Origin of the sequence: Vibrio plantisponsor (genome assembly GCF_013041605.1) — a bacterium.
GTDB classification, from domain to species: domain Bacteria; phylum Pseudomonadota; class Gammaproteobacteria; order Enterobacterales; family Vibrionaceae; genus Vibrio; species Vibrio plantisponsor.
Genome location: NZ_JABEQC010000005.1, coordinates 272,248 through 292,902, shown reverse-complemented (window position 1 = coordinate 292,902; position 20,655 = coordinate 272,248). Strand labels below are relative to the sequence as shown.

At 43.8% G+C, this 20,655-nt stretch carries 23 protein-coding genes; 11 read left to right on the top strand and 12 right to left on the bottom strand.

Annotated elements, in window-relative coordinates:
• Positions 1-50: 50 nt before the first annotated feature.
• A complete protein-coding gene (locus tag HKI82_RS09640; protein WP_102940897.1) occupies positions 51-1,307 on the bottom strand; it encodes a uracil-xanthine permease family protein in 1,257 nt (418 codons plus the stop codon).
• Positions 1,308-1,526: 219 nt separating this feature from the next.
• Between HKI82_RS09640 and HKI82_RS09635 the strand changes: the two genes are divergently transcribed.
• Positions 1,527-2,720 (top strand): DUF2066 domain-containing protein, encoded by a 1,194-nt coding sequence (locus HKI82_RS09635; protein ID WP_102940896.1) that lies wholly within the window; start codon positions 1,527-1,529, stop codon positions 2,718-2,720.
• Between the two features lie 114 nt (positions 2,721-2,834).
• Here HKI82_RS09635 and HKI82_RS09630 read toward each other — a convergent pair whose 3' ends face one another.
• Genes HKI82_RS09630 through bepA form a run of 4 tightly spaced genes read right to left on the bottom strand, consistent with a single transcriptional unit; the run spans position 2,835 to position 5,719 of the window.
• Positions 2,835-3,263, bottom strand: a complete 429-nt coding sequence (locus tag HKI82_RS09630; RefSeq protein WP_042484092.1) for a DUF2069 domain-containing protein — start codon at positions 3,261-3,263, stop codon at positions 2,835-2,837.
• A 44-nt stretch (positions 3,264-3,307) separates the two neighbouring features.
• Positions 3,308-3,883 carry an NAD(P)H:quinone oxidoreductase gene (gene wrbA / locus HKI82_RS09625; RefSeq protein WP_171137862.1) on the bottom strand — a complete coding sequence of 192 codons (576 nt, stop codon included), beginning with the start codon at positions 3,881-3,883 and terminating at the stop codon, positions 3,308-3,310.
• Entirely contained in the window at positions 3,883-4,233 is a 351-nt protein-coding gene (arsC, locus tag HKI82_RS09620) for an arsenate reductase (glutaredoxin) (RefSeq protein WP_102940895.1), read from the bottom strand. The genes wrbA and arsC overlap by 1 nt, the downstream gene beginning before the upstream one ends.
• 25 nt (positions 4,234-4,258) lie before the next feature.
• Entirely contained in the window at positions 4,259-5,719 is a 1,461-nt protein-coding gene (gene bepA, locus HKI82_RS09615; RefSeq protein ID WP_171137861.1) for a beta-barrel assembly-enhancing protease, read from the bottom strand.
• Between the two features lie 233 nt (positions 5,720-5,952).
• Here bepA and HKI82_RS09610 point away from each other — a divergent pair, with 233 nt between their 5' ends.
• From HKI82_RS09610 to HKI82_RS09600, 3 genes are all read left to right on the top strand, one after another.
• The gene (locus HKI82_RS09610; protein WP_102940893.1) at positions 5,953-6,198 is read left to right on the top strand and encodes a sulfurtransferase TusA family protein; all 246 of its coding nucleotides are present in this window, start codon (positions 5,953-5,955) and stop codon (positions 6,196-6,198) included.
• A complete protein-coding gene (locus HKI82_RS09605) occupies positions 6,182-7,255 on the top strand; it encodes an AI-2E family transporter (RefSeq protein ID WP_102940892.1) in 1,074 nt (357 codons plus the stop codon). The genes HKI82_RS09610 and HKI82_RS09605 overlap by 17 nt, the downstream gene beginning before the upstream one ends.
• Positions 7,256-7,447: 192 nt before the next feature.
• Positions 7,448-9,319, top strand: a complete 1,872-nt coding sequence (locus HKI82_RS09600; RefSeq protein ID WP_171137851.1) for a methyl-accepting chemotaxis protein — start codon at positions 7,448-7,450, stop codon at positions 9,317-9,319.
• A gap of 80 nt (positions 9,320-9,399) precedes the next feature.
• Here the strand turns inward: HKI82_RS09600 and bcp are convergent, their stop codons facing one another.
• Entirely contained in the window at positions 9,400-9,873 is a 474-nt protein-coding gene (gene bcp, locus HKI82_RS09595) for a thioredoxin-dependent thiol peroxidase (protein WP_102963087.1), read from the bottom strand.
• A 9-nt stretch (positions 9,874-9,882) separates the two neighbouring features.
• Positions 9,883-10,425, bottom strand: coding sequence for a glycine cleavage system transcriptional repressor (locus HKI82_RS09590; RefSeq protein WP_102940873.1), 543 nt, complete (start codon positions 10,423-10,425; stop codon positions 9,883-9,885).
• Between the two features lie 439 nt (positions 10,426-10,864).
• On the opposite strand from HKI82_RS09590, the gene dapA reads away from it, so the two are divergent.
• Both dapA and bamC read left to right on the top strand, forming a co-directional pair.
• The gene (gene dapA / locus HKI82_RS09585; protein ID WP_042484069.1) at positions 10,865-11,743 is read left to right on the top strand and encodes a 4-hydroxy-tetrahydrodipicolinate synthase; all 879 of its coding nucleotides are present in this window, start codon (positions 10,865-10,867) and stop codon (positions 11,741-11,743) included.
• 58 nt (positions 11,744-11,801) lie between these two features.
• Positions 11,802-12,818 (top strand): outer membrane protein assembly factor BamC, encoded by a 1,017-nt coding sequence (bamC, locus tag HKI82_RS09580; protein ID WP_102940872.1) that lies wholly within the window; start codon positions 11,802-11,804, stop codon positions 12,816-12,818.
• Positions 12,819-12,862: 44 nt separating this feature from the next.
• Here the strand turns inward: bamC and HKI82_RS09575 are convergent, their stop codons facing one another.
• Genes HKI82_RS09575 through HKI82_RS09560 form a run of 4 tightly spaced genes read right to left on the bottom strand, consistent with a single transcriptional unit; the run spans position 12,863 to position 15,288 of the window.
• On the bottom strand, positions 12,863-13,051 hold the full coding sequence (locus HKI82_RS09575; RefSeq protein ID WP_042484063.1) for a DUF2897 family protein: 189 nt from the start codon (positions 13,049-13,051) through the stop codon (positions 12,863-12,865).
• Positions 13,052-13,062: 11 nt separating this feature from the next.
• Positions 13,063-13,740 (bottom strand): M15 family metallopeptidase, encoded by a 678-nt coding sequence (locus HKI82_RS09570; RefSeq protein WP_102940871.1) that lies wholly within the window; start codon positions 13,738-13,740, stop codon positions 13,063-13,065.
• A 22-nt stretch (positions 13,741-13,762) separates the two neighbouring features.
• Positions 13,763-14,896 (bottom strand): succinyl-diaminopimelate desuccinylase, encoded by a 1,134-nt coding sequence (gene dapE / locus HKI82_RS09565; RefSeq protein WP_102940870.1) that lies wholly within the window; start codon positions 14,894-14,896, stop codon positions 13,763-13,765.
• A 44-nt stretch (positions 14,897-14,940) separates the two neighbouring features.
• The gene (locus tag HKI82_RS09560) at positions 14,941-15,288 is read right to left on the bottom strand and encodes an ArsC family reductase (RefSeq protein ID WP_102940869.1); all 348 of its coding nucleotides are present in this window, start codon (positions 15,286-15,288) and stop codon (positions 14,941-14,943) included.
• A 247-nt stretch (positions 15,289-15,535) separates the two neighbouring features.
• Here HKI82_RS09560 and HKI82_RS09555 point away from each other — a divergent pair, with 247 nt between their 5' ends.
• Positions 15,536-15,817 (top strand): winged helix-turn-helix domain-containing protein, encoded by a 282-nt coding sequence (locus HKI82_RS09555; protein WP_042484051.1) that lies wholly within the window; start codon positions 15,536-15,538, stop codon positions 15,815-15,817.
• A gap of 24 nt (positions 15,818-15,841) precedes the next feature.
• Here the strand turns inward: HKI82_RS09555 and HKI82_RS09550 are convergent, their stop codons facing one another.
• Positions 15,842-16,189 (bottom strand): DUF2956 domain-containing protein, encoded by a 348-nt coding sequence (locus HKI82_RS09550; RefSeq protein WP_112404834.1) that lies wholly within the window; start codon positions 16,187-16,189, stop codon positions 15,842-15,844.
• 289 nt (positions 16,190-16,478) lie between these two features.
• Between HKI82_RS09550 and HKI82_RS09545 the strand changes: the two genes are divergently transcribed.
• From HKI82_RS09545 to HKI82_RS09530, 4 genes are all read left to right on the top strand, one after another.
• Positions 16,479-16,943, top strand: a complete 465-nt coding sequence (locus HKI82_RS09545; protein ID WP_102940867.1) for a DUF2919 domain-containing protein — start codon at positions 16,479-16,481, stop codon at positions 16,941-16,943.
• A 97-nt stretch (positions 16,944-17,040) separates the two neighbouring features.
• Entirely contained in the window at positions 17,041-17,946 is a 906-nt protein-coding gene (locus tag HKI82_RS09540) for a Dyp-type peroxidase (RefSeq protein WP_102940866.1), read from the top strand.
• A gap of 143 nt (positions 17,947-18,089) precedes the next feature.
• The gene (locus tag HKI82_RS09535) at positions 18,090-19,223 is read left to right on the top strand and encodes a flagellin (RefSeq protein WP_171137850.1); all 1,134 of its coding nucleotides are present in this window, start codon (positions 18,090-18,092) and stop codon (positions 19,221-19,223) included.
• Positions 19,224-19,486: 263 nt separating this feature from the next.
• Positions 19,487-20,623 carry a flagellin gene (locus tag HKI82_RS09530; protein ID WP_102940864.1) on the top strand — a complete coding sequence of 379 codons (1,137 nt, stop codon included), beginning with the start codon at positions 19,487-19,489 and terminating at the stop codon, positions 20,621-20,623.
• Positions 20,624-20,655 lie beyond the last annotated feature (32 nt).

Below are 20,655 nucleotides of genomic sequence, written 5' to 3'. Positions count from 1 at the left end.
TAAAAACGGCCTCTATTGAGGCCGTTTTACTAGAGATGATTTGTTCTCTATTAAGAATTTTGTGCTTCTTCTTCCATTTGAGCATTATCCACAACGTGGTTTTCGCCCAAATCTTTTGGTAGAAGAAGGTTTAGTAGGATAGCAACGATACCACACAAGCTTACGCCTTGTAGGCTGAAGTCACCCACGCCGAAAGCCATACCGCCAATACCAAATACCAGTGTTACTGCCACAATCACTAGGTTGCGTGATTTGTGTAGGTCAACGTGGTTTTTGATTAGCGTGTTTAGACCCACTGTTGCAATAGAACCGAACAGAAGAATCATGATGCCGCCCATTACAGGTACAGGGATAGTTTGTAGTAGAGCGCCGAGTTTACCGACAAGAGCAAGTACGATCGCTGTGATGGCAGCCCAAGTCATGATCACTGGGTTGAATGCTTTAGTAAGCATTACTGCGCCAGTCACTTCTGAATAAGTCGTGTTTGGTGGAGCACCTAAGAATGCAGCAAGCATGGTAGCCGCTCCGTCACCCGCGATAGTGCGGTGTAGACCCGGCTTCTTAATATAGTCTTTGCCCGTTACGTTCGAAATTGCCAGCATGTCACCTACGTGCTCTACCGCAGGAGCGATTGCAACAGGGATCATGAATAGAATTGCGTTGATGTTGAACTCTGGGAAAGTGAAATTAGGCATTGCGAACCAAGCCGCTTCACGAACAGGAGTGAAGTCTACAACGCCAAAGAATAGAGACAGAGCGTAACCCGCAATAATGCCGCACACGATTGGGATTAACTTAAAGTAACCTTTAGCAAATACGCTAGCGACGATGGTCACTAATAGAGAGACACAAGAAATCCAAAGAGAAGCATCACCGTCAACCAGTTGGAATGCGCCATCACCACTCTTACCTAACGCCATGTTAACCGCTGCTGGTGCTAGACCAAGACCGATAACCATAATTACTGGACCAACTACCACTGGTGGAAGAATTTTGTGGATGAACTCTACACCGCGAAGTTTAATGAAGCTGCCAAGAACAATGTAAACAGCACCTGCTGCGACTAAGCCACCCATAGTTGCAGGAATACCCCATGTTTGAACACCAAACATGATAGGAGCAATAAAGGCAAAAGAAGAAGCGAGGAAGATAGGAACAGAACGACGGGTAATAATTTGGAAGAGTAATGTGCCGGCACCAGCACCGAATAAAGCAACGTTAGGATCGAGTCCCGTCAGCAGCGGAACTAGCACTAACGCCCCAAATGCAACAAACAGCATCTGAGTGCCCAAAATGGCATTTTTCATGGTATTTTCCCTGTAGCTAAACAAAATTCGCGGGATTCTATCACTTTTGCAAACGTTTGCCATTTAAACTAGATCAATTTTTGTCACTTTTGTCATTTACATTCGGCGAGCCAAAGTAAAAGTTTGGAAACTTTTGTTACCAGTGGTGAGCACTCACCTTGCCCCATAAACGATAGTTGCTTATCATCAACTTTCAGAAACTTAGAACGTAGGAACAATATGCGCTATTTAGCTTTTTTGCTGATGGGATTAACCTCTCTTTCAGCTTCTGCACTTACCACGGTAAATCTGTACGAAACAGAAGTCGTTATTGATCAGACACAAAATGATGCAGATGCCAAAGCTCGATCGCAGGGGATGCAAAACGTTATTGTTCGTGCTACGGGCGATAAAGATGCCGCAAACAATGAAGTGATTCAAAAGGCGCTAAGTAAATATAACCAATATCTAAACCAGTTTAGTTATGGTCAGACAAACGATGTTTCTACGATAACGATGCAGTTCAGCGCACCGCAAATCCGTTCTTTGATCACTCAAGCTCAGTTACCTTTCTGGCCGGAAAACCGCGCTAACCTTCTCGTTTGGCTGGTGGAAGAGACCCCATACGAACGTGTGATCAGTTGGGAACATTCTGACTCTAAGATTCTAAAACAGTTAAAAGAGGAATCCTTGGCGAGAGGGTTGCCTATTACGGTTCCGGTTGGTGATTTTGACGACATTACAGGGTTAGAGATTTCTGATCTTTGGGGTGGTTTCATTAAACCTATCAGCTTGGCAAGCGACCGTTACCCAACAGATGCAGTCTTAGTCGTTAAAGCGCAAGGCAACGATTTGCGTTGGACACTGTATGATCAAAATGCTTACAACATGCTTCAGTCACAGAAAGCGCCAATGACAGGAAGAGCGTCTGGAAGCACAGCAGCGGCAGACATGATCGATCAAATCAGTGACTACTATGCAAAGAAAAACTCCGTACTAATTGGTTCTGAGTCTTCACAAACCGTTCTAGCATCATTTGATTCTATTAAAAATGCCGAAGATTTTTTCTCATTAGAAAAACGCTTAAAAGCGTTAAGCTCAGTGGCTTCACTCGATATTCTTAAAATTCAAGGTCAAGAAGTGGTATTCAATGTTCACTTGCTGGCGACAGAAGAGGATTTCGAACAAGAAGTGCTACGAATTGCTCAAGTTAAGAAGGCTCCAGAGCAAGAAGTTTCGCAACCTTTACCTGTTGAACCGTCAGTTGAAGACGGAAGCCCAGTTCAAGAGCCGCAAGATCCAGCGCTTGGAACCACTGAGCCTGCGGTTGTGAACTCTGTTGATAGTGGTTCATCAACTCAACAAGGTGAAATGTCGGTCGTGACTGAGCCAGTTCCTATGTTGAAAACTCTGCGTTTTACTTGGTTAGATTAAGTTGTCCGACTAAGTATTCGATTAAGTATCGAAAGACAAGATAGACACAAAAATATCAGAAAGCCCCTGTTGCTCATCACACAGGGGCTTTCTTTTTGCTCTTTAAAGTCTTTGTTACTCTTGGTCGAATCGTTGTTTCTCTTGTTTTTCAACGACAGAAAGTTTGGTCAATTTCAGCCCTAACTCTTTTCCACGATGTCTTGCGTACAACACGTTGCCCATAAATGCTGAGAAAGTGAGGAACAGTTCAACTGCTGCCAGCCAGCGTTCGCCATCATCGACATACAAAATGGTGAATGCATGTAAGAAATACAGCATCAGAATAAAGTTGGCCCAAGCGTGGGTATAAGGTTTACCCGCTAAGATACCTGGTAGAGGCAGTAGCAGCGGAATCAGCCACGCTACCGTTAACGCCAATGGATTAAGGTGTGGATGTGGTGATAAATCCAGTTGCCATAAAGCTATCCAAACAATCAAAGCGAGGTTACTCGTCAGTGCTAACCAGCGAAACTGTTTGGTTTTTGAGGTCATTTCAACACTCATGGTCGTTCCTTTAATGAGACTCGTCTTTTTAACAAAGACGGTCCTTAATTCGATGCATCTTTTAGTTGTCGCGCTAACTTAGCAAGACGTTTTCCGAGTTGACGTGCAAGTTCGCTTTCATCTTCAGAGAGTTTGCTGTTCATCTGCGATACGTGGCTAGCACCGTAGGGGGTGCCACCTGACACGGATGTATGCAATTTCGGCTCAGAGTAGGGGATGCCCATAATAACCATGCCGTGATGAAGCAGAGGCAACATCATGGTTTGTTGTGTACTCTCTTGACCGCCATGTAAGGTGGATGATGAGGTAAACACACAAGCGGGTTTATCTATCAAATCGCCGTTTAGCCACAAAGGTGTAGTTTGGTCCCAAAAGTGTTTCAAAGGTGCGGCCATGTTGCCAAACCATGCAGGGCTACCCAAAGCCAAACCGTCGCAGTTTTTCAGCTCATCTAAAGTGATATATGGATCTTCAGCATTGGTTTCATTACTGCTGATCTCCGGAACTGTTCTCAGAATCGCTTCACAATCAGGGATGCTGTTAACACCCCTAGCGATCTGCCTTGCCAATGACTGAGTACTACCGTGCCGGCTGTAATAGAGTACAACCACATTGGTCATCATAAGATTTCTAGAACCTGTTCTGGTGGACGACCTAAGCGAGCCTTACCATTCGCAACGACGATTGGACGTTCAATCAGCTTCGGATTTTCCACCATTGCAGCGAACAGTTGGTCGTCAGAAACGCTGGCATCACCTAGAGAAAGTTCTTTGTAGATGTCTTCTTTGGTACGCATCATGTCACGCACAGATGCTACGCCTAATTGCGCGTAAAGTGATTTTAACAGTTCAACACTGAGTGGCGCTTCAAGATACTTGACGACTTCTGGCTGAACACTGTTTTGTTCCAATAAAGCCAGTGTTTCGCGACTTTTTGAGCATTTCGGATTGTGATAAATCACGACAGACATAGTTTTTCCTTACTTTCTCTTTTTATTATTGAAGCGATAAGAAGCGTTCTCTTTGAATCATTAGTTGATCAATACGAGCGTCGTATCGCGCTTGTTCTAGACTGCCTAGTTTGGCGAGTTGGCTGGCTTGTGTATACAGCTGAATGGCTTTGTTCCAGTTGGCTCGTAATGCTAGGACTTCGGCTTGAGCCGCCAAATCTTCCGCCTGATTGCCATTGCGACTGTTGGCTTCTGATAGCAAATGCCAGCCGTTGGTATCGTTTGGATTATCGTGGGTATAACGCTGCAGCACGCGAATCGATTCGCTAAATTTCTGTTGTTTGAGTAACACGTTAGCGTAGTTCACCATCAATACCGCATTATTCGGTGTTTGTTTTAACGCGGTTTCTAACAAACTCTGTGCGTCATTGAGACGGTCGGTTGCGATGTAAAGGTCTGTCATTGCATCGAGATAGAAACGATTATTGGCATCTGCTTTTAACAGCTTGTTGAGAATCGCTTCGGCTTTGTCGTGCTGTTTTGTATCGAGATACACCAAAGCTTTGCCATATTCAAAAGAAGCATCAAGAGCGGGTACGGTGGTTTTCTTTTGCGTTCTATTAAACCAATCTAAAGCGGCTTCACCATCAATGCCTGCATAGCGGGCCACAATGCGGGCACGGGTCAAATGATAATCGAGGTCAGGCTTTAGATTAACAGTTGGAAAACTTTGAGCGCGCTCTCGGCTGTCTGTAATACGGTCTTCCGGTAACGGGTGAGTTAAGAGCATCGGTGGCGGCGTGCTTGCGTAGCGATACTCATCCGCTAAGCGACCGAAGAATCGTGGCATTGCTCTTACATCAAAGCCGGCTTTCGCTAAGGTAGAGATACCAAAACGGTCCGCTTCTTTTTCGTTACTGCGGGTGTAGTTAATCTGGCTTTGCATGTTACCCGCTGTAGTAGCGGTAATGGCCGCAATACCAGCTTCCGGCGCTGCGATTGCAAGTAGCAATGAACCTGCTAATGCAGCCATTGTTGCAGGAGAACGACGAGCCTGATCTTCCATGCTGCGTGCAAGATGTCGTTGGGTTACGTGGGCAATTTCGTGAGCAATAACGGAAGCTAATTCACTTTCTGACTGAGCGTGAAGAAACAAGCCAGAGTGAAGTGCGACATAACCACCGAAAAAGGCGAATGCGTTGATATTGCGATCTCGGATCATGAAGAAAGTAAACGGTGTTTTTACATCGTCCGCATTCGCAACTAATTTGTGACCAAGTGTGTCAATGTATTCGTTAATCACAGGGTCATTCACAATAGGTTTGCTGCTTCTTAGCATTCGCATATAAGCGTCACCATAGATTAGCTCTTGGTCTATGGTCAGAGTTGAACCCGCAACGGTACCAATGTCAGGAAGCTCTATATTATTCGCGTAAGACAGCGAAGGCGCACATAACGCCGTTGATATACATAGGCAAACGAATGAACGAGTACGTTTTAACTTCATGTTCTTTGTTGATACTCCAATATCATTTTCCATTAGGACATTGTCCGCTTGAAATGGTTTCCATCGTTCAGTCTTAAGTTGCTATGACTGTTCTGTTATCTGCAACGTATTATGCGTTAATCCGAGATATAAATAACGAATACTTAGTGACTCTACAACTTAGGATATTAAGAGTGGCGCATAGTGGAAAAGCCGATACAATGTCTGTCATATATTAAGGATTGAGCCGAAGAATGGAACCGAATATTCTCGATTTACGTCAACAGCGATGTCCAATGGCATTATTACTTGCTAAACGTCACACTGCCCAGCTTGAAGCTGGTGATTCGGTAACCATCCTCATTAGTGATTCGAGCTCATTCAAAGATATAGAAAGCTATCTGCTTAAGCAGGATTATCTTTGCCAAAGCGTTAAATGTGATGGATATAACTCACTCATAGTTGTAAAGGAGACATCGTTACATGTTCGAAATGGTTAGTCGTTGGTATCAACGGCGTTTCTCTGACCCGCACGCCGTAAGTCTGGTTGCGATTCTTTTCTTCGGTTTCATCACCATCTACTTTTTCGGACATCTGATAGCTCCATTGCTTGTTGCTATTGTTTTGGCTTATTTGCTTGAGTGGCCGGTTGCTCAACTTTGCCGCTGGAAAGTGCCACGCACCTTAGCGGTTATTCTCGTTATCTTGCTTTTTGTCGGTGTGATGTTTTTAGCTTTATTTGGCTTGGTTCCTACCATCTGGGATCAGGTTGCTAACTTAGTAGCAGACATACCGAAGATGTATAACGGTCTGCAAAAGCTGATTGCGACACTACCTGAACGTTATCCAGAACTGGCGAATTTACAGATTGTTGAATCAATTATGAATAACGCCAAGGACAAAGCGATTGGTATGGGTGAGTCTTTAGTAAAAGGTTCTCTGGCTTCGTTAGTCAGCCTTGCTACTTTGGGTGTTTACCTGATTCTAGTACCACTGTTGGTGTTCTTTCTGCTCAAAGATAAACGCGAAATGCTCAAAATGGCGAGTGGCATAATGCCGCGTAACCGTAATCTGGCGAATAAAGTATGGGTGGAAATGAACCAACAAATTTCTAACTATATTCGCGGTAAGGTACTGGAGATCATTATCGTAGGTACGGTGAGTTACGTAACCTTCGCTATTTTAGATTTGCGTTACTCTGTGTTGCTTTCTGTGGCTGTTGGTTTCTCTGTATTAATTCCATACATAGGTGCCGCGGCTGTGACGGTGCCAATTGCGATTGTTGGCTTGTTCCAGTGGGAATTGACCTCGCAGTTCTATTATCTGCTGATTGCTTACGCCATCATTCAAGCTTTGGATGGTAACGTGTTAGTGCCGGTTCTGTTTTCTGAAGCGGTAAACTTACACCCTGTCGCCATCATAGTTGCGGTTTTAGTGTTTGGTGGTTTGTGGGGATTCTGGGGAGTATTTTTTGCAATACCACTCGCTACCTTGGTAAAAGCCGTGTGGAATGCGCTTCCTAGCAGCGAAGAACAGCCTCCAGCCAAAACTGAATAACGAATTCGTTACTCTGAGATTTTATTAAGCCCAAAAGTTGAATATTTTTGGGCTTTTTTACTATTTGAGATTAGTATTAAACATGCGTCGGTTGCAATACATATAACTAATAAAGAAATTGCTTAAGTTCTCATTTTTCTTGTCGATAAATTGATGAACATAACATAACCACAAGTGTGCAATGAGGGACGTATGAGATTTAGTCAAAAGATTGTGGCCGCATCATCGATATTGTTGCTGGTAACGGCATCTTTGCTATCTATTCAGCAGGTAAGCACTGTTCGAAAGGAAGTATCGAATTTAATTGGTGGTAGCATCAAAGGAATGGCCGAAGGAGTTGCCGATACAGTAACTTCTGAAATGGAGAGCAAAAAAGCTTTAGCTCAGTCAACCACAGATATTCTTCAGTTAGATCCCGAAAATCGTGATTATGTGAAAGATGTGTTGGAAACCAATAAACTCAAGAGCAGTTTTCTTGCGGTGGGTTTTGGTTACGATGTTGACGGTAAAGTGGTTGAAAACGATGACGGCTGGGAACCTGACAGCAGTTATGACCCGCGTAAACGCCCTTGGTATGTCGATGCCAAACGAGACGGTAAGTTAACCGTTACTGAGCCTTATGTAGACGTCTCTACAAAGCAAATGATCATATCTATTGCAACACCGGTTTACAATCAAGGTAAGTTCACTGGCGCCATGTTCTATGACCTGAAGCTAAACGGGCTCGCTGAAATGGTGAATAAAATTAACCTATTTGACGCAGGTAAGCTGTTCATTATTACCTCCGATGGTATGACTGTCGCTCACCCAAATGTTGAAAATAACGGTCAAAATATTTCCACCTATTTGCCTAAAATTGATATCAAAGAAGGCTCTCAAAATGTCGATATAGAAGGGAAGAGCTTTCTTCTTAGTTTGACCTATTTGCCGAGTCAAAACTGGTTTGTCGGTGCTCTGATTGATAATGAAAAAGCGTTCGCAACGGTTGATAACCTAAGAAATAGCGCGATTATCTACACCATTATCGGTGTGATTCTAAGTATTATCATTTTGACTGTTCTGATTAAATTCTTGATGCGTCCGCTTAATACGCTTAATCATGCGATTAAAGATGTGGCGTCTGGTCAGGGGGATTTAACTAAGCGTTTAAGCACTGACACGGATAAAGAGTTTGCAGAGTTGGCAGTAGACTTCAATACGTTTACGGAAACACTGCAAAACCAAATCAAGCAATCCAAAGCGATCGGCGAAGAGATCAAACGTGGTGCTGAACAGACCATGGGCAGCGTGCACTCTTCTTCAGAAGCGATGCGCTCTCAGCTCTATGAGCTTGAACAACTTGCTACTGCAATGAATGAAATGGCGGCAACCGCGATGGAAGTGGCCAACAATGCTCAAGGTGCAGCTTCAGCGGCGAAAGATGCAGATGATGCGACTAAAGAAGGTTCGAAAGTGGTGGGGGATACCACGTCTTCCATTGATATGCTTTCTGCCAGAATTGAACAAGCTGTAGAAGAAGTTCAAGGTCTGGAATCTGCAACTGCCAACATTGAAACGATTCTAAAAGTTATCAACGATATTGCAGATCAAACCAACTTACTTGCACTGAACGCTGCCATAGAAGCGGCCCGTGCGGGTGATTCTGGTCGAGGCTTTGCCGTGGTGGCCGATGAGGTTCGAACTCTGGCGCAACGTACACAACAATCGACTACTGAAATTCGCAGTATGATCGAACAGCTTCAATCAGGGGCGAACTCAGTATCTGTCGCTATGCATGAAAGTAAAGCAACGGCTGTGGAAGCGGTGAGCAAAGCTCAGTTAGCGGACGCGGCATTGCAGAAAATTCATGGTGCGATTCAGCATATCAGCGACATGAACATGCAAATCGCTTCAGCCGCAGAAGAGCAGAGCCTTGTTGCTGAGGAAATCAATAACAACACTGTGAAGATTAAAGACTTGTCGACACAGGTTTCAGAGTCGGCTGAAGAAGCCAATATCGCAATGCAAGTTCAGACAGAAAATGTGCGTGAACAAGATGCGATTCTTGGTAAATTCATCGTCTAATCTATCTTGATATATTGAACAAAAAGGCCAGCTTTCGCTGGCCTTTCTTTTATCACAATGTGTTTTCTAAACAGTGCGAGTTAAGCCTGTTTTTCTTTTAGATAGTTCAGAACGACTTCGTGGTGATCTTTGGTTTTGAACTTGTCGAATACGTGTTCAATGATACCGTTTTCGTCAATCAGGAAGCTTATGCGGTGCAAGCCATCATAAACTTTGCCCATAAATTTCTTGGTTCCCCAAACTCCGAACTGTTCAGCAACTTGATGATCTTCATCTGACAATAAGGTGAAGTTAAGGTTGTCGCGGGCGATGAACTTACCAAGGCGAGCAACAGGGTCGATACTCACGCCTAGTACCACTACATTCATGGCTTCAAGCTCAGCATTCACATCACGTAAGCCTTGCGCCTGAACGGTACAACCCGGTGTCATGGCTTTTGGGTAAAAATAAAACAGAATTTTTTTGCCAGCAAAGTCAGATAGGGTAACTTGATTACCATCTTGGTCTAATAGTGAAAACGCCGGAGCTGGCGCGCCTGCTTTTAAAGTGTTCATTGTTCTTCCTTATTGACTGCTTTTTATAAAATTAAGCGAACCTTGTACATCAAGACCGGAGCATAGCGCTTCAAATTCTTCTTGAAGCTGCATCAGGTTATATTCCGAATCTACGTGAGCGGTAATGGCGATATGGAATTGGTCTTTGCTACGCTGAAGCTTATCTTTACTGATGGTTTGTGCACTTAGTGACGCCATACCAATATTACGGTCTGCAAAGAACTGAGTGAACTGTTCCGTTAAACCAAGGCGGTCATCAGATTCCACATAGACTTCAACAATATAATCGTTGGATTGGTGATCATGTGGTGACGTTCGCTTCATGATAGTGATCAAATCTTGTTCTTGCCCGAGCAGTGGCAGCGTTGTCTCTACTCTGGTAATGCTGTTGGCATTGCCGGATAACAGCATGATCAATGTGAATTCCTTTCCAAATAAGGCAATTCGGCTGTCTACGATATTACAGCCTGATTGCGTTACTAATTTCGCAACTTGGTTACAGATACCTGGGCGGTCAGTTCCTACTGCGGTGATCACAAGATGTTGAGTCATATTGATATTTCGCTTTGTTATTTTCTGGCATGTTAGCACAACTTTTCATTAATTAACCCCAATGATGTGGTTACTTTCCTTTGTTAATTAAGGTGACAACTCTGTTATTGCAATTGAGGCGCTTAGGTTACATCGTTATCTATACTTATCAGGCGAAAACACACGCTCTGCCTCTGAGTTGACTGCTCATTTTTGGGATAACCACTCCATAAATTAAGTATAGAGACAAGCACTCGATATAGCGGCTAATTAAATATGACCGACCTCTAACAAGTGGAAGGATTGCTTATATACAATAGCCAATAAGAGATTGAGTGGGGGAAAGCTCCAACATGTGATAAATATTCACTCTTAAGGAGCATTTAGGCATTCTTAGCCTCTTGTGTTTTTCAACTCCCATGCAGTACCATGCAGAAAGCATTTATTTATGGAGATAGACATGTTTTCAGGAAGTATCGTAGCGTTAATTACACCTTTTACCCAAGATGGCGAAGTCGACTTTGTAAGTCTGAAGAAGCTTGTTGACTACCATGTTGACGCTGGTACCGATGCTATCGTTGCCGTAGGCACGACAGGTGAATCATCCACACTGACCATCGAAGAGCATGTCAAAGTTGTAGAGAAGATTGTTGAGTATTCCAATGGCCGTATTCCAGTGATTGCGGGTACTGGAGCAAATGCGACTCACGAATCCATTACCTTCAGTCGACTACTAAACAATACTGGTATCGCTGGCGTTCTAAGTGTGACTCCATACTACAACAAGCCGACACAAGAAGGTTTGTACCAGCATTACAAAGCCATTTCTGAACAGACAGAAGTGCCAATCATTCTGTACAACGTACCTGGTCGTACGGCAGTTGATTTGAAACCTGAGACAGTGGCTCGACTATCAAAGTTAGACAACATTGTTGCGATTAAAGATGCGACAGGTGATTTAAGCCGTGTAGCACTGCATCGTGAGCTTTGTGGGGATGATTTCATTCTGCTTAGCGGTGATGATGCGACAGGTTTAGAGTTTATTAAACTGGGTGGTAAAGGCGTTATTTCAGTAACGAACAACATTGCAGCCGCAGATATGGCGAACATGACGCACCTTGCGCTTGAAGGTAAGTTTGAAGAAGCAGAAGCCATTAACCAACGTTTGATGCCTTTGCATAAAAATTTATTCGTCGAATCAAGCCCGATTCCGGTGAAATGGGCCGCTCACAAACTGGGTTTGATTTCTTTTGGTGATCTACGTCTACCTTTAACACCTCTTTCTGAACAAGCTCAACCAGTTGTTGCCCAAGCAATGACTGAAGCCTGTATTTTTTAAGGCGCTTTCCATACAATGCCGAGGTGTTTTTACACCTCGGTGCATTTTAGGAGTTTCAATGAAGTTTACGCGTCAGCTAGTTATTAGTTCACTAGCTGTTTTGGTTTTAAGTGCTTGTTCAAATTCGACACATCGCCGTCAAGCCAAAGATGATTTTACCTACCTAGAGACGAAAAGCTTCAGCGAGTGGCAGCTACCAGAGGGAGCGACTCCAGAGTTTTACCCGAATTTTGAGATCCCGCAGGGGAACTATCATGGCGGTGTAGGCCAAACCGTTGATATTCGTCCACCGCAACAAGTTCTGGAACTGATCCCCGGTGCTCGAGCAGAACGCCAAAAAGGTGAAGTTTCACTATGGATGGTTCGTAAGGATGAAGTGGATAAAGTTTGGGATACGGTCTTAAAAGTGATCGCTGAGCGCAAAATCAATATCCTCTCTCAAACTCATGACAGAATTGAAACCGATTGGGTTTCTTGGGTCGCAGAAGATGAAGACGTCGAGTTAGGCGCTCGTTACGAAGTGACTCGTGTCGAAGACAATAATCGCTACGGCTTTAAAGTATCACTGATTGATTGGCGTGAAGATGGCAAGCAGATGCCAGTTTCAACCACCAATAAAGAGCGTTACAACGCATTGATGACGAACTTAGTGACGACTCGTTATGATCTTGACGCTCGTGAAGAAGCAGCGAGAAAAGCACAAGAACTGGTCAAACAGATTCCAATTTCAATGGGCGCAGACCGTAGTGGTCTACCTGTGATTATTGCTCGTTCTTCTTACGACGTACTTTGGCCTCGTTTGCCAAACATTCTGCCTCATATGGGCTTTACGATTGAAGAACGTAGTCAGTCTCAAGGTACTGTAAAAGCGAAATATGCGTCACCGGATGATGAGTTCTGGCAAGAGATTGGCGTCAAACCTATTGCGCTAAAATCGGGAACTTACACCTTCCTATTTGGTGATTTGGGTAACCGTACTTCGATCAACGTGACCGATTCATCAGGTAAACCTGTTGAAGAAGCCTTGTTGAAAGATATGGTTCCAGTACTCGCAGCGGTAATTGATAAGAAATAACGCTGAGTACACGCTTGATGAAATAAAGGACGCTTTTGCGTCCTTTATTGTTTGTGCTGGTTGTCGTCTTGGTGTTGTTGCTTATCAAGCTCATTGAGTTTATCTAAATCGCTTTTCTTCTTCTGTTGACCGTATTTCATATTCGCTGTGTATTTCAATGCAGCAATATTACCGATCACCACACTGACGATGACGATTGAGATGACCCACGGGTTAAAAAGAAACTCTATCATGCTGATTGCCGTTAGCGAGTGCTGATGTTAGTGATGTATTGATTGTAGATCTTTGCAAGCCCTTGGCGCACGCACTCTTTACCTAAAATGGGCGCAGAATCCAGTTGTGCAGACAATTGATCTAATGTGAGTTGTTGCAAACACATCTGAGCCGTTTTTTTGTGGCTAATGTGCCATGGCTCAAAAGCGACACCTGAGCTATTTTCCTGATAAGGAAAGAAAAATCCAAACTCAGCTAAATGCGCTTGTAACCAGAGGTAAAAAGGTTGCTGGTGGTCTTGTAAATACTCCCAAGGTTCCAGTTTCAAACCACCTTCACTTGGGATGGTATTCCTGTCAAAGACATCAAAATCGGTTCCCCAGTGATGACGACTTGCACCCGGTAGCGCAGACCAACGTAAAATCGCCGCGATTTTTTGCTCATCACTCAGATTTTGCGACTCAATGATTTGGCTGTTCTCATCAAGGAGCGCAGCTTCGCCTGACATTTTTCGATTCCAGATCGCCAGTTGACGTTCAAAGGAACGAAAACCGCTGGCAATATTGAAGTTAAAACCTTTTTTATCTGCTGCCTCTTTGAGTGACAGCAAATCATCTTTAACATCAGGATGGACGAGAAAATACTTCTGTCCTACCAGCACTTCCGTTAAATGGGATTCAGTTTTACCTGTTAATTGCTCAGCGGTCATTATCACGTGAATCAGTTCTCCATTACGCTAGAAGATTTTCCAGCGTTTTCTGATACATATCGGTCAACAGTTCAAGATCATGGATGCTGACACATTCGTTCACTTTGTGGATGGTGGCATTCACAGGCCCCAACTCCACTACTTGTGCGCCCATTTGAGCAATGAAACGACCATCAGATGTACCACCCGTTGTCAGTAACTGTGGTTCTTGACGATTCACTTCTTTCACCGCTTTAACCACGGCATCAAGCAGTTCACCGGTATCTGTTAAGAATGGCAGACCATTCAGTGTCCAGTGCAGGTCGTAATCCAAACCGTGAGCATCCAAAGTTGAATGAACGCGACGTTTAATCTCGTCAGCGGTTAACTCGGTACTGAAACGCAGGTTGAACTGAACATTAAACTCACCGGGAATAACATTCGATGCACCAGTTCCAGCATGCACGTTTGGAATTTGGAAGCTGGTTGGCGGGAAGTATTCGTTGCCGTCATCCCATTTCATGGTTGCCAGTTCAGCCAGAGCCGGAAGTGACTGATGTACTGGGTTATTTGCTAGGTGTGGGTAAGCCACATGACCTTGTGTGCCTTTGATGGTGATGTCACCAGTAATTGAGCCTCGACGGCCATTTTTTACCACATCGCCCACTTTTAATGTGCTTGAAGGTTCGCCCACAATACACATATCAATCAGTTCGTTACGTTCCATTAAGGTATCAACAACACGGGTTGTGCCATTGATGAACGGGCCTTCTTCGTCAGAGGTAATTAGAAAGCCGATTGAACCTTTGTGGTTCGGGTTTTCAGCAAGAAAGCGTTCAACAGCAACAATCATACAAGCCAGTGAACCTTTCATATCTGCAGCGCCACGCCCATGCAGATGATCGTCGATAATGGTTGGTTCAAATGGTGGAGTATGCCATTGCTCCAGCTTACCGGCTGGAACGACGTCAGTATGCCCTGCGAAGGTAAACAGTGGTGCTTCAGTGCCTTTGCGAGCCCAGAAGTTGGTTGTATCTTCAAACACCATAGATTCGATTTCAAAACCGAGCGCTTTTAAGCGTTGAATCATTAAATCTTGGCAACCTGCGTCAATTGGGGTTACCGATTGGCGGCTGATTAAATCTTTTGCGAGAGCCAAAACAGGGCTATCTGTCATCCTTGAAATCCTTGTTAAAAAAAGAAACGGTTTATTAAGTAAAATTATTGACCAAAAAGAGCCGCGTAGTTCGCAGTGCTGAAGCCGAGTTCTAGTTTGTCATTATGGCGCACAATCGGACGCTTAATCATTGAAGGCTGCTCAACCAACAAAGCGATAGCGTTGGTTTCATTCAACGTGTCTTTCTGCTCTTGGCTAAGTTGACGATAGGTTGTGCCGCGTTTATTTAACACATTTTCCCAACCAAGCGATAGGCAAAACTCTTTCACGAGTTCAGCGTCGATCCCTTGTTTTTTATAATCATGAAACTGGTATTCGACACCTTCTGCTTCAAGCCACTTACGCGCCTTCTTGATTGTGTCGCAGTTAGGGATGCCATACATAATAGTCATTAATACTTTTCCTTTCTCTCCCCACTAGCTGAACCTGCAACCACGAGTGTTACAACGCCAAGCTGGTGGGTATAGGCTGAATTATCGTTGTTTGCCAAATCCTAGCAGGAAGCCAGCCTCGTGACAAAAGGGTTCGTGACGAGAAAATACGCTCTGATTTGCATGGTATTGAAAAGTTATTGATCAAACGCAACACGTTTCGAGGCAAAAAAGAAATAATGAGTCCTGTATTGATTAGGAGGTATCAATGGAATTGAGTCCTGTTTTTGCTAGGCGTCTGTATTTAGCCTTGTTAGTGGAAAGCCTTGAGCGGCCAAATGTGCCTAAACTTATTGAGAAAACGGGATGGCCACGTCGTACTATTCAGGACGTGATTAAAGCGCTTCCGGGAATTGGTATCGAACTCATGTTTGTTCAGGATGGTAGACGTCATAACGATGGTTACTACCAATTATCAGACTGGGGACCATTTGATAGCCAATGGGTTTTTGACCGCAAAAATGACATTGCGGCGAGCTTAGGATTTTAAAGCCAGCTTTGCTGGCTTTTTTCCTTATTGTTGGTTTTGAACAAACCAATACGCAATAAAGCCTGCCCAGCTTAAGCCCAGTAAAATCCAAGGTAAAAAGCTTGATGTGCTTGTTGTTGCGTCGAGTTCATTAAACTCTTCGCTCTCTTGAGTTTCTGCACTGGTTTGCTTTGTCTTTAACGCTTTCTTGCGCGCTCTGTCTGCTTGGCGGCTTTTCTCTTTTTGCTGTTTTTTGTACAGCGCGATGCCTTTCTCTATTCCCTGAGCAATCAACTTGGTCTGTTCTTTTGTTTGTCCCGGTTTTTGAATTGCTCTAGCGACCGCCAATGCGTCTTGTTGAGTTTGTTCCGAAGGAACGATTTTCTTATTCATAAATGCAGAATCTAATCTTGGTAGTGAATAGGGCTAAACCCTATCACGAACTGACATATTTGATGAAGGGCTCTAGATCAACTCTGCCGTTTAATTTCTCTATCTGCCATGGTGTTGTGCTTGATAGTCAACAGGACGTCTTTGATGTTTGGTCAGGAAGGGACTTGAGTCTTTTTCTTACATTCTGTTTATCATATCTACCGCTTCAATCAGAGATTACGTATAGCTATTTGAAACCATTCGGTTAAAGTGGTTGTGTAACAAAAGTAGTAAATTCAGATGGAACACTGTGCGTTATTCAATAGAACAATACGATGCTAACGGCTTTCTTAAGGCTCCTAAATGGTTATGGCTAGGCTGGTTTTTCTTGTCGAAAGCTTGGATTGTATTTGTGATGGCTGGAGCCAGTCGCGACAGTGGGCCGAAAATTCTAGGTTTGATTTATCCTGATCACTCGATGCTGTATTTGGGTTTAGCGATGGGCGTACCGAGTATTGCAATGATGTGGTTGGTCGGGTTAAGGCATCCTGACAGGCGCTGGGCGATATTAAGCGCTAAATGGGGCAGAGAGGTGACGTTGTTAACGACACTTGCACAATTTGTTCAAACCGGATATCACGTTTATCTTCAGAACGGCTCTTTTAACTGGATATCTGCCTTGAGTATGTTGCTTTTATTGTGGTTTGCTCTGTATGTTTATAACAGCCGCAGTGTCAGAGATTGCTTTCAAGTCCCTGTTTTGTATCGCACATGATCGTCGTGAACTCATGATCACGGTCAACATAAAGAAATAGTTTTTAATTACACTCAGTCCATAGCCAATGAGCATAAATGAATAGTGAGGATTTTTTATGTCAATGTCACAGACTGCAATTCTGCCTGAAGCAGGTCCATTTGCACTCTATAGCCTTTTGAAAATTCGTCAAAACCACGCTCATGTTTTACAGCAGCTTCAAGCGTTGCCAGCACATATTGCGGATATTAATGCGAATCAACCGGGGGCAGCTTTAACGGTATCCGTTTCTTTTACTAAAGCTTTTTGGCAAAAGCTTGATGTAGCGATGCCTGAAGAGCTAATCGATTTTCAACCGCTGGGTGAAGGTAAAGTTGTAGCACCTAGTACAGATGTTGATGTACTGATTCACTGCCATTCAACTCGTCACGATTTGCTGTTTTACGTTTTGCGTACATTCTTAGCCGAAACGGCTGAAGATGTGACTGTCGTGGATGAGACTTACGGTTTCCGCTACCTAGATGCTCGTGATATGACAGGATTCATCGATGGAACAGAAAACCCTAAAGATGATAAACGTCAAGAGGTTGCACTGATTCAGAATGGTGAGTTCGCAGGTGGTAGCTATGTATTACTACAACGCTTTGTGCATGATCTTCCTGCTTGGAACCGTTTAAACATCTCTGCTCAAGAAAAAGTAGTTGGCCGTACAAAACCGGATTCAATTGAACTGGATGATGTTCCTGCTGCTTCTCACGTAGGTCGTGTTGATATTAAAGAAGAAGGTAAAGGTTTGAAGATAGTTCGTCACAGCTTACCGTATGGTACCGCTAGTGGTGAACATGGCCTGCTGTTTATCTCTTACTGCCACACTCTGCACAACATGAAAGTGATGTTAGAAAGTATGTATGGTGTAACAGATGGTAAAACAGACCAACTGCTTCGCTTTACTCACGCTGTGACTGGCGCTTACTTCTTTGCGCCTTCTCAAGAGATGCTAGCGAGCCTTACTGTAAAGGCATAGCACGATAAACAGAAAATAATCATATAGATGAAAGCCGGACTGAATGTCCGGCTTTTCGTTTTAAATAAAACTCTTACTAAAGAAAATCTGCACGCCACCGATATAGCTAACAGAATTAACCAGAAGTAGGTGATTGCGTCTGTATGGCGATAACGGTAAACACAAATGTCTCTGCTCTTGTGGCTCAACGCCATTTGAACTCAGCTACAGAAATGCTTAATCAATCTTTAGAACGATTGTCTTCAGGTAAGAAGATTAACAGTGCTAAAGATGATGCGGCAGGTCTGCAAATATCGAATCGCTTAGAAACTCAGATGCGCGGACTAGATGTCGCTGTGCGTAATGCCAATGACGGTGTGTCCATCATGCAAACCGCGGAAGGGGCGATGCAGGAAAGTACCAACTTGCTGCAACGCATGCGAGATTTATCACTTCAGTCAGCTAATGGTTCCAACAGTAAAGCAGAAAGAATTGCTTTGCAGGAAGAAATGGCGGCTTTGAATGATGAATTGAACCGAATTGCTGAAACTACCTCTTTTGGTGGGCGAAAATTGCTCAATGGCACTTTTGGACAATCTTCTTTCCAGATAGGCGCAAGCTCTGGAGAGGCGGTTCAGCTGTCACTGAAGAACATGCGTTCAGACAGTATCGATATGGGCGGATTCAGCTATGTCGGTCGTCGCTCGCTAGATGAACAATGGCAGGTATCAAAAGGCAATAACCAACTGATGATTCAGTATGTGGATGCGAGTGGCAAAGAGTCTTCAATCAATATTCACGCCAAAGAAGGTGATGATGTTGAAGAGCTGGCTACTTACATAAACGGACAAACTGATGAACTATCAGCATCCGTCAATGAAGATGGTCAACTACAGATCTTTATAGCGGGTAAAGAGACTTCCGGAACCTTGTCATTCAGTGGCAGCTTAGCCGAAGAGCTTCAAATGGATCTCAAAGGCTATGAATCTGTGAATGACCTGGATATCCGTTCCGCTGGTGGTGCACAACGTGCTGTGTCGGTGTTAGATACTGCGCTGCAATATGTAGACAGTCACCGTGCTGAGTTGGGCGCATTACAAAACCGTTTTTCGCACGCGATCAACAATCTGGATAACGTGCACGAAAACTTGGCCGCTTCTAATAGTCGTATTAAAGACGCTGACTATGCGAAAGAAACGACGCAAATGATTAAGCAGCAAATTCTTCAACAAGTGAGTACCTCTATTTTGGCTCAAGCTAAGAAACAGCCAAATTTGGCTTTATCTTTACTTGGTTAAAAAAGAAAAACGCGCTTGGTAAAAAGAAAATCAAGGTTTATCGACGCTGAGCTGTAAACCTTTAATAAAAAAATCGACTTTTTAAAACTTTTAATGCTTTCGTCACGTTTAATACACCAAACGAAGTTTTTTTTAAAAAATCGAAAAAATTTTCTAAAGGTTCCTGAATAGGAGCCGTTATAGAAAGTAACTTTGAGAGAACTACTTGGTTTTCCGAGACGTCGGAAACCTGAACTACCGGAAAATCAATTGGAGAAATCACCATGGCAGTGAATGTAAATACAAACGTATCAGCAATGACAGCTCAACGTTACCTAAACGGCGCAACTAGCGCACAACAAACGTCAATGGAGCGTCTATCGTCTGGTTCAAAAATCAACAGCGCAAAAGATGATGCAGCTGGTCTTCAAATCTCTAACCGTTTGAACGTTCAAAGCCGTGGCTTAGACGTAGCAGTGCGCAACGCGAATGATGGTATTTCGATTGCTCAAACTGCTGAAGGTGCGATGAATGAAACGACCAACATTCTGCAACGTATGCGTGACTTGTCACTACAATCAACTAACGGTTCAAACTCTAAGTCTGAGCGCGTAGCGATTCAAGAAGAAGTATCTGCACTTAACGACGAACTAAACCGTATCGCAGAGACAACATCTTTCGGTGGTAACAAGCTACTAAACGGCACATTCGCAACTAAGTCATTCCAAATCGGTGCTGACTCTGGTGAAGCGGTAATGTTAAGCCTAAACAACATGCGCAGCGATAACGCTAAGATGGGTGGTATTAGCTACCAAGCAACTGAAAGTAAAGATAAAAACTGGGGTGTGCAATCAGGTGCAAACGACCTAACCATGTCTTTCACTGACAAAGCTGGTCAAGAGCAAACTATCAGTATCTCAGCAAAAACTGGTGATGATATCGAAGAGCTAGCGACTTACATTAATGGTCAAACTGACCAAGTGAAAGCTTCAGTAAGCGAAGATGGCAAGCTACAAGTATTCGCTGGTACAGATAACGTTCAAGGCCAGGTATCATTTGGTGGCTCACTAGCTGGTGAGTTAGGTATTGGCGGTGAAGGTAAAGCGGTAACAGTTAATGCTATCGACGTAACAACAGTAGGTGGTGCTCAAGAATCTGTTGCTATCATCGACTCAGCGTTGAAATTTGTAGATAGCCACCGTGCAGAACTAGGTGCTTTCCAAAACCGTTTCAACCACGCAATCAGCAACTTAGACAACATTAACGAAAACGTGAATGCTTCTAAGAGCCGTATCAAAGACACTGACTTCGCGAAAGAAACAACTGCACTAACTAAGTCGCAAATTCTTTCTCAAGCATCAAGCACAGTGTTGGCGCAAGCTAAACAAGCTCCAAACGCAGCGCTTAGCCTACTAGGTTAATCCGCTTCCAGATGAAAAAATCCAGCTTCGGC

Bases quoted from the DNA above. Each gene is read 5' to 3' on its own strand.
- wrbA (WP_171137862.1), bottom strand. From the start codon at position 3,883: ATGACCAATGTGGTTGTACTCTATTACAGCCGGCACGGTAGTACTCAG.
- bepA (WP_171137861.1), bottom strand. From the start codon at position 5,719: ATGAAGTTAAAACGTACTCGTTCATTCGTTTGCCTATGTATATCAACG.
- HKI82_RS09575 (WP_042484063.1), bottom strand. From the start codon at position 13,051: ATGATAGAGTTTCTTTTTAACCCGTGGGTCATCTCAATCGTCATCGTC.
- bamC (WP_102940872.1), top strand. From the start codon at position 11,802: ATGAAGTTTACGCGTCAGCTAGTTATTAGTTCACTAGCTGTTTTGGTT.
- arsC (WP_102940895.1), bottom strand. From the start codon at position 4,233: ATGTCTGTCGTGATTTATCACAATCCGAAATGCTCAAAAAGTCGCGAA.
- dapA (WP_042484069.1), top strand. From the start codon at position 10,865: ATGTTTTCAGGAAGTATCGTAGCGTTAATTACACCTTTTACCCAAGAT.
- HKI82_RS09540 (WP_102940866.1), top strand. From the start codon at position 17,041: ATGTCAATGTCACAGACTGCAATTCTGCCTGAAGCAGGTCCATTTGCA.
- HKI82_RS09560 (WP_102940869.1), bottom strand. From the start codon at position 15,288: ATGACTATTATGTATGGCATCCCTAACTGCGACACAATCAAGAAGGCG.
- HKI82_RS09640 (WP_102940897.1), bottom strand. From the start codon at position 1,307: ATGAAAAATGCCATTTTGGGCACTCAGATGCTGTTTGTTGCATTTGGG.
- HKI82_RS09570 (WP_102940871.1), bottom strand. From the start codon at position 13,740: ATGACCGCTGAGCAATTAACAGGTAAAACTGAATCCCATTTAACGGAA.
- HKI82_RS09600 (WP_171137851.1), top strand. From the start codon at position 7,448: ATGAGATTTAGTCAAAAGATTGTGGCCGCATCATCGATATTGTTGCTG.
- HKI82_RS09550 (WP_112404834.1), bottom strand. From the start codon at position 16,189: ATGAATAAGAAAATCGTTCCTTCGGAACAAACTCAACAAGACGCATTG.
- HKI82_RS09630 (WP_042484092.1), bottom strand. From the start codon at position 3,263: ATGAGTGTTGAAATGACCTCAAAAACCAAACAGTTTCGCTGGTTAGCA.
- dapE (WP_102940870.1), bottom strand. From the start codon at position 14,896: ATGACAGATAGCCCTGTTTTGGCTCTCGCAAAAGATTTAATCAGCCGC.
- HKI82_RS09590 (WP_102940873.1), bottom strand. From the start codon at position 10,425: ATGACTCAACATCTTGTGATCACCGCAGTAGGAACTGACCGCCCAGGT.
- HKI82_RS09610 (WP_102940893.1), top strand. From the start codon at position 5,953: ATGGAACCGAATATTCTCGATTTACGTCAACAGCGATGTCCAATGGCA.
- HKI82_RS09530 (WP_102940864.1), top strand. From the start codon at position 19,487: ATGGCAGTGAATGTAAATACAAACGTATCAGCAATGACAGCTCAACGT.
- HKI82_RS09555 (WP_042484051.1), top strand. From the start codon at position 15,536: ATGGAATTGAGTCCTGTTTTTGCTAGGCGTCTGTATTTAGCCTTGTTA.
- bcp (WP_102963087.1), bottom strand. From the start codon at position 9,873: ATGAACACTTTAAAAGCAGGCGCGCCAGCTCCGGCGTTTTCACTATTA.
- HKI82_RS09535 (WP_171137850.1), top strand. From the start codon at position 18,090: ATGGCGATAACGGTAAACACAAATGTCTCTGCTCTTGTGGCTCAACGC.
- HKI82_RS09635 (WP_102940896.1), top strand. From the start codon at position 1,527: ATGCGCTATTTAGCTTTTTTGCTGATGGGATTAACCTCTCTTTCAGCT.
- HKI82_RS09605 (WP_102940892.1), top strand. From the start codon at position 6,182: ATGTTCGAAATGGTTAGTCGTTGGTATCAACGGCGTTTCTCTGACCCG.